Source organism: Methylibium sp. (assembly GCF_031393925.1).
In the GTDB taxonomy this organism is placed as follows: Bacteria; Pseudomonadota; Gammaproteobacteria; order Burkholderiales; family Burkholderiaceae_C; genus Methylibium.
The window spans coordinates 1-7,732 of sequence record NZ_JANMWL010000076.1 but is presented as its reverse complement, the minus strand read 5'-3'; the positions used below and the strand labels follow the sequence as shown (position 1 = coordinate 7,732).

The 7,732-nt window shown below is 69.4% G+C and carries 5 protein-coding genes; 4 read left to right on the top strand and 1 reads right to left on the bottom strand.

The genetic code is table 11. The features are described from left to right. The 4 genes from RMO12_RS05050 to RMO12_RS05035 form a co-directional block, all read left to right on the top strand. On the top strand, window positions 1-123 hold a 123-nt coding region (locus RMO12_RS05050), incomplete at its 5' end, for a helix-turn-helix domain-containing protein (protein WP_309638442.1). 960 nt (window positions 124-1,083) lie between these two features. After that, entirely contained in the window at window positions 1,084-4,356 is a 3,273-nt protein-coding gene (locus RMO12_RS05045) for an efflux RND transporter permease subunit (RefSeq protein WP_309638441.1), read from the top strand. Window positions 4,357-4,579: 223 nt separating this feature from the next. Further along, window positions 4,580-5,233, top strand: coding sequence for a protein-L-isoaspartate O-methyltransferase (locus RMO12_RS05040; RefSeq protein ID WP_309625681.1), 654 nt, complete (start codon window positions 4,580-4,582; stop codon window positions 5,231-5,233). A gap of 66 nt (window positions 5,234-5,299) precedes the next feature. Then, window positions 5,300-6,640 carry a TolC family outer membrane protein gene (locus tag RMO12_RS05035; protein ID WP_309638440.1) on the top strand — a complete coding sequence of 447 codons (1,341 nt, stop codon included), beginning with the start codon at window positions 5,300-5,302 and terminating at the stop codon, window positions 6,638-6,640. Between the two features lie 146 nt (window positions 6,641-6,786). Here RMO12_RS05035 and RMO12_RS05030 read toward each other — a convergent pair. Next, on the bottom strand, window positions 6,787-7,732 hold a 946-nt coding region (locus RMO12_RS05030; protein ID WP_309638439.1), incomplete at its 5' end, for an NAD(P)/FAD-dependent oxidoreductase.

The following is a 7,732-nucleotide window of genomic DNA, read 5'->3' as shown; positions in this document are numbered from 1 at the left end:
GCCCAGCTGATCCACACCGCGCTCGACGTCACCCGCGGACGCCGCATCGAAGCCGCGCACAAGCTCGGCATCGGCCGCAACACCATCACGCGCAAGATCCAGGAGTTGGGGCTGGACGACTGAGCCAGAACAGCCGGGAGTCCTTGCGGACTCTCGGCCCGGCTCAGCCGCGAGGCGTACCAGCCGAGCGGAACGGCGGTGCGGATTGCGACGATCCAGGGCGCGTGGAGAAGGAAAGTATTTGCCGCGCAGGCTCGCGGAACTTTGCGTCGACGGTCGAGTTCTGCCTCGCGTGTGGCTCGGCGGCGCAAAGCCGCGGGCGGGCGGGCGGGCGTCTGCGCTTCAGTGCGGCGGTCGCCGCTTCGCTGCGACTTCCCTGCGGTGCTCGGTGCCGGGGGCGAGCGAAGAACTCGCCCTTATGCCCGCTGCGCGGTCAACGGTGCTCAAACAACTTCGCTCGACCTCGCCTTCGGCGCGGCACCCCCCGAGCCCCTGCGCTCCTCGGCGCCGCACAGGCGCGCGGCCGCCCACCCGCCCGCGCCGTTGCAAAGCACATTGGTTCTTTGCGAAGAGCATCGCAGCGGGCACTGCGGTTCTTATCAGCCCAAGCAAAGGCACCGCCGTCTCTCGCAAAGCCGCGGGCGGGCGGCGGGCGCAGCGCCTCTGCGGCGGCGAGCAGCGCAGCGGGAGCGGGCGGCGCGCTTGCGCGCTGACCTCGCATGTTTAAGGTCGGTACTCCGGCCGAGTTTGCGAGCTCATCCGCGCACGCGCGCAGCGCAGCGCAGTCGGAGCGCAGCGGAGACCGCCGCACTGAAGCGCAGCCCGCCGCCCACCCGCGGCTTGGCGCCGCCACACACCACGCAAGGCAGCGCCCGCCATGCCAGTACCAGTGCCGACGCGACGGCCCCGCCCCTCACCCTCTCCCCAAAAGGGCGAGGGAACAAGACCGCCCGCGACTTGTCGCCCTCGCAAGCTCATGCAAGGCAGCTCCCCACTCTGCACACCAACACACGCCCAGACAACCGACCGCCGCTCCGCAAGCCCTCGTTCGTTCCCACCCCCTGACCCCGATCGCCGCCCGCCATGTGGTTCACCCGCGTCTCGATCGCCAACCCGGTGCTGGCCACCATGGTCATGCTGGCTTTCGTGGTGCTGGGCCTGTTCAGCTACCAGCGCCTGTCGATTGACCAGTTTCCCAACATCGACTTCCCGACCGTGGTGGTGCAGATGGACTACCCCGGCGCCTCGCCGGAGATCGTCGAGAGCGAGGTCACCAAGAAAGTCGAGGAAGCCGTCAACACCGTGGCCGGCATCAACTCGCTGTACTCGCGCTCCTACGAGGGCACCTCGGTGGTGATCGTCGAGTTCAACCTCGACGTCGACGGCCGCAAGGCCGCCGAAGACGTGCGCGAGAAGGTGGCGCTGATCCGCCCGGTCCTGCGCGACGAAGTAAAAGAACCGCGCGTCTCGCGCTTCGACCCGGCCTCGCAGCCGATCTTCAACGTGGCCGTGCTGTCCAGCGACGGCCAGCGCAGCACGCAGGCGCTCACCACCTGGGCCACGCAGGTGCTGCAGAAGCGGCTCGAAAACGTGCGCGGCGTGGGTGCCGTGTCGGTGGTCGGCGGGCGCAAACGCGAGATCAACCTCTACCTGCGGCCCGCCGCGATGGAGGCGCTGGGCGTGGGCGTCGAGCAGGTGCTCGCCGCGGTGAAGAGCGAAAACCAGCAACTGCCGCTCGGCGCTATCCGCTCGCGCGACGAGGAGCGCGTGGTGCAGGTCAATGCGCGCCTGAGGACGCCCGAGGACTTCAAGGACATCATCGTCGCGCGGCGCGGCACGGCCAGCGCCACCGGTGGCGGTGCGGGCGTTGTCATCAAGCTCGGGCAGCTCGCCGACGTGGTCGACGGCCCCGAGGAGTTGCGCACGCTGGCGCTCTACAACGGCCAGCGCACGGTGCTGCTGTCGGTGCAAAAGTCCCAGGGCGAGAACACCATCGCGGTGGTCGACGGCTTGCGCAAGGCGCTCGCCAATGCCGCCGACGTGACGCCCGCGGGCATCAGGACCGAGATAAACCGCGACAACTCGCGCGCCATTCGCGTGGCCGTGGCCAACGTCAAGCGCACGCTGTTCGAAGGCGCGCTGCTCACCATCACCATCGTGTTCCTGTTCCTGAATTCGTGGCGCTCGACGGTCATCACCGGCCTCGCGCTGCCGATCGCGCTGATCGGCACCTTCTTGTTCATGTATGCCTTCGGCTTCACCATCAACACCATCACGATGATGGCGCTGTCGCTGTGCGTGGGCCTGTTGATCGACGACGCCATCGTGGTGCGCGAGAACATCGTGCGCCATGTGCGCATGGGCAAGAGCGCACGGCAGGCGGCGCTCGACGGCACCCGCGAGATCGGCCTGGCGGTGCTCGCCACCACCTTGTCGATCGTGGCGGTGTTCCTGCCGATCGGCTTCATGGGCGGCATCGTCGGCAAGTTCTTTCACGAGTTCGGCATCACCATCGTGGCGGCGGTGCTGATCTCGATGTTCGTGAGCTTCACGCTCGACCCGATGCTGTCGAGCATCTGGCACGACCCCGCCGTGCGCCGCGCCGAAGACGGCGCAGGGCGCGAGCGCCGCACGCTCTACGAGCGCACGATCGGCCGCGTCACCGGCCTGTTCGACCGCCTCACCGAGCACCTGTCCGACGCCTACCAGGCGATCCTGCGCTGGTCGCTCGCGCACAAGCTGGCCACGCTCGGCGTGGCCCTGGCCACCTTCGCCGGCAGCTTCTTCATCATTCCGCTGCTCGGCGCGGAGTTCATCCCCAAGGCCGATTTTTCCGAAACCCAGCTCAACTTCTACACACCGGTGGGCTCCTCGCTGGAGCTGACCGAACAGCGCGCCAAACAGATCGACGCGGCGCTGCGCGAGATGCCCGAGGTGCTCTACACCGTCACCACCCTCAACAGCGGCCAGGCGCTGGGCAGCATCTACGGCGCCGTCTATGTGCGGCTGGTCGACCGCAAGGACCGCGCGCGCAGCGTCACGCAGATGACGACGCCGCTGCGCGAGCGGCTCGCGCGCATTCCCGGCGTCACCGTCACCAACATCGGGCAGACCGATCTCGGCGGCGGCAAGAGCCTGCAGTTCTCGATCCAGGGGCCCGACCTCGCCGAACTGGAGCGATTGTCCAAGACCCTGGTGGCGCGGCTGCGTGACATCCCCGGCCTGGTGGACCTGGACAGCACGCAGAAGCCCGACAAGCCCACCGTCTCGGTCGAAGTGCGGCGCGACGCCGCGTCCGATGCCGGCCTCAACGTCGCCATGCTGGCCACGAGCCTGCGCACCTTGGTGGCCGGCACCACCGTGGGCAACTGGCGCGCACCGGACGGCGAGAACTACGACGTGAACGTGCGCCTGGCGCCCGGCGAGCGCACCGACCTGGCCGGCCTCGCGCGCCTGCCGATCAACCTGAGCGCCGCGGCCGACGGCTCGCCGCGCATCGTGCGGCTGGCGCAAGTGGCCGAGGTGCGCGCCTCGACCGGGCCGAACCAGATCAACCGCCGCGACCTCGCGCGCGAAATCAACATCGACGCCAACGCCTTCGGCCGCAGCTCGGGCGATGTCTCGGCCGACATCCGCAGCCTGCTCGAGGCCACGCCCTTCCCGCCCGGCTACCGCTACAGCTTCGGTGGCTCCACGCGCAACATGCAGGAGTCGTTCAGCTATGCGCTCGGCGCGCTGGGGCTGGCGGTGGTGTTCATCTACATGATCCTGGCCAGCCAGTTCAAGAGCTTTTTGCAACCGCTGGCGCTGATGAGTTCGCTGCCGCTCACCCTCATCGGCGTGGTGCTGTCGCTGCTGATGTTTCGCTCCACGCTCAACATGTTCAGCATCATCGGCGTGGTGATGCTGATGGGCCTGGTCACCAAGAACGCGATCCTGCTGGTGGACTTTGCGATTCGTTCGCGAGAGGGAACGGTGGGTGAGGACGGCTTGCGCGATGGCATGCACGGCGCGGCGGGCGGGCTCGCGCCGATGAGTCGCGAAACCGCCCTGCTGCACGCGGCCAAAGTGCGCCTGCGCCCGATCCTCATGACCACGCTGGCGATGATCTTCGGCATGGTGCCGCTGGCCTTTGCGCTCAGCGAAGGCTCCGAGCAGCGCGCGCCGATGGGCCAGGCGGTGATCGGCGGCGTGATCACCTCGTCGCTGCTCACGCTGGTGGTGGTGCCGGTGATCTATTGCTATCTCGACGACCTGGCTCAGTGGGCCCGGCGCCGTTTCGGCGGGCGCGCCGCGCCGCTGCCAACCGCCCCGGCTGCGAGCGGCAGCGCAGCGCAGCCTGGCACCCGCGAATGAAACGCGACCGCGACCGCGCGTGTTCGCTGCCTTTGCTCATTAACAGCGGTAAGTCGGTTTGCAAAGGCACTTGGCGAATTCGGTGCGAACGGCTCGGACAGTCGGTTGCAAGCGCTCGGAGCGCGCCGCTTTTCATGCGCTATCAGCCGCGCGATGTCGCTGCGCCGCTGAATCGATGCGAGAGAATGCGGCGCCTGCCGACCCCCCTTTTTCCTACTGCGCAATGAACACCGAACAAGCCCGCTTCAACATGATCGAGCAACAGATCCGCCCCTGGGACGTGCTCGATCCGTCGGTGCTGGCGCTGCTGGCGATCGTCAAACGCGAAGACTTCGTGCCGCCCGAGCATCGCGCGCTGGCCTTCATGGACCTGGAGGTGCCGCTGGCCGAAGGCCAGTGCATGCTTTCACCCAAGGTCGAGGCGCGGCTGCTGCAGGAGTTGGTGCTGCACAAGCATGAGCGCGTGCTCGAGATCGGCACCGGCTCTGGCCACATGGCCGCGCTGCTGGCGCACAAGGCGCAGCAGGTCGTGAGTCTGGAGATTCGCCCCGCGCTGGCCCGCCAGGCGCGCATCAACCTGCAGCGCGCCGCCGTCGTGAACGTCGATGTGCGCGAGGCGAGTGGTGCCACCGACCTAGCGCACGACGCAGCGTTCGACGCCATCGTGCTCTCCGGCTCGGTCGCCGAGGTGCCGCAGGCGCTGCTCGAGCAGCTCAAACCGGGCGGCCGGCTCATCGCCATCGTCGGCCAGGAGCCGGTGATGCAGGCCCTGCTCGTCACGCGCAGTGCCGCGGCCGGCTTCGGCCGCACCCAGCTGTTCGACACCGTGGCACCGCGGCTCGACGGGTTCGGCGAGCCCTCGCGCTTTCGCTTCTGACGCGGCGCAACCCCTAGCGCGTTCCACCGCGCTCCACCGCCTTCGCCAATGCATACGAAAGCCCCCATGCCCTTGCCCACCCCGATGAACCGCCTGCTGCGCACCCTGCTCGGCGCCACGCTGGTGTGCGGCGCCACCGCGAGCCCGGCGCAGAGCATCCAGGCGCTCTACGACGCGGCGCGCAGCTATGACGCCATCTACCTCGCGGCGCGCGCGCAGTACGACTCGGCGCAGTACCGGCGCGACCAGGCCAAGGCGCTGCTGCGCCCGAACGTCGGCCTCACCGCGTCGACCACGCGTTCGGGGTCCGACACGCCCGTCTCCGACAGCCACGCCACCAACACCCAGGCCGCCGTGCGCGCCACGCAGCCGCTGTTCAACCGCAGCAACCGCGTCACCGTCGAGCAGGCCGAGCGCGCTTATGCCATCGCGGCGACCGACATCGAGGCCGCCGAGCAAGACCTGGTCATTCGCCTGACCACCGCCTACCTGAACGTGCTGGCCGCGCAGGACACGCTCGGCACCGCGCAAGCCAACACCAAGGCGATCTCCGAGCAGCTTGCCTCGGCCAAGCGCAACTTCGAAGTCGGCACCGCCACCATCACCGACACCCGCGAGGCGCAGGCGCGCTTTGACCTGGCCACCGCGCAGGAGATCGTCGCCGCCAACGACCTGCGCAGTGCGCGCATCGCGCTCGACCAGTTGGTGGGCCGTCAGGACGTGGAGCCGCAGCGCCTGGCGGTACCGGTGCAACTGCCGACCCTGGAGCCGGCCAACGTCGAGGCCTGGGTGGCCCGCACGGGCGAAGCGCCAACCATCCGCCGCGCCCGGCTCACCTACGACATCGCCGAGCTGGAAACCGACAAGGCGCGCTCCGCACACCTGCCCACCGTCGACCTGGTCGGCAGCTTCGGCAAGCAACGCAACGACGGCGTGGTGGGCGTGAGCAGCGGGGCTTCGTCGCTTGCCGGCAGCTTCACCAACCGCAGCGTGGGCGTGCAGATGAACCTGCCCTTGTTCACCGGCGACTCGATCCAGAACCGCGTCAGGGAAACGCTCGCCTTGCAGGACAAGGCGCGCAACGACGCCGACGCTGCGCAGCGCGGCGTGGAGCGCGGCACGCGCCAGGCCTTCTTCGCGGTGCAGTCGGGCGAAGCGCAGGTGCGCGCGCTCGAAGCCGCCGAAGCCTCCAGCAAGCTTGCCCTTGAAGCCACGCAACTCGGCTTCAAGGTCGGCGTGCGCGTGAACCTCGACGTGCTCAACGCACAGAGCCAGCTCTTCACCACCCAGCGCGACCTGGCACGCGCGCGCTACAACGTGGTGCTGGGCAACCTGCAGTTGCGCCAGGTGGCGGGCACGCTCAAGCCCGAGGACGTGGGCAGCGTCAACGCCCTGCTGGCACGCTGAGCCGCTCCCTCAGCGCCGCGCCGCTCGGTCGCTGCAATCACCGGCGTGCCAGAGCGGGTCCACTCGCTGCGGTCGCGAAGCAGGCCGCGGTAGCCGAGGAAACGGCGCGCGCCGTGCAATCGCTCCGGTGGGAAGTGCTGCCGCCGTCAGGGCCGGCGCATGTCGAGCCGCTGGCACACCGCCGCAGCGATCGCCAGGCAGGCGGTGAGCCCCGGCGACTCGATGCCCAACAGGTTGACCAACCCATCGATGCCGTGCTCGGCGGGGCCGTCGATGCGAAAGTCCGCCGCCGCTTCGCCGGGGCCGGCGAGCTTGGGTCGCACGCCGCTGTAGGCCGGCTGCAGGGCGCCCGCGGGCAGGCCCGGCCAATAGCCGCGCACGGCGGCCTCGAAGCCCGCCGCACGCGCCGCGTCGACGCGGTAGTCGAATCGACCGTCGGCGTCGGGCAGGGTCCACTCGACGTCGGGCCCGAAGCGCGCCTGGCCGGCCAGGTCGAGCGTGAGGTGGATACCCAGGCCGCCCGGTTCGGGCAGCGGATAGACCAGCCGCGAGAACGGCGAACGGCCCGCGAGGCTGAAGTAGTTGCCCTTGGCGAAATGCGCGGTGGGACGAAAGGCTGGCGCCAAGCCTTCGCTGCGCTGCGCCAGCCAAGGCGCGTGCAGGCCAGCGGCATTGACGACGATGCGCGCCGCCAGCGCGGTGCCCGCCGCCTCGACGACATGCCGCGGGGAGCCGCAGACGATGCGCTCGACCGGCGAGGCGATGGCCACGACGCCGCCGGCCTGCTCGAGATCGCCCTGCAGCGCGAGCATCAGGCCGTGGCTGTCGACGATGCCGGTGCAGGGTGAGAGCAGCGCGGCCACGCACGCGAGCGCCGGCTCCAGTCGGCGCGCCGCGCTGCCGTCAAGTGCTTCGACCTCGTCCACACCGTTGGCAAGCGCCTGGCGATGCAGCGTGTCGAGCTGCGCTCGCTGCGCGGCGCTCGAGGCCACGATCAACTTGCCGCAGCGGCGGTGGGCGACCCCGCGCTCAGTGCAGTAGGCATACAGCGCATCGCGGCCTTCAACGCACAGGCGCGCCTTGAGCGAGCCG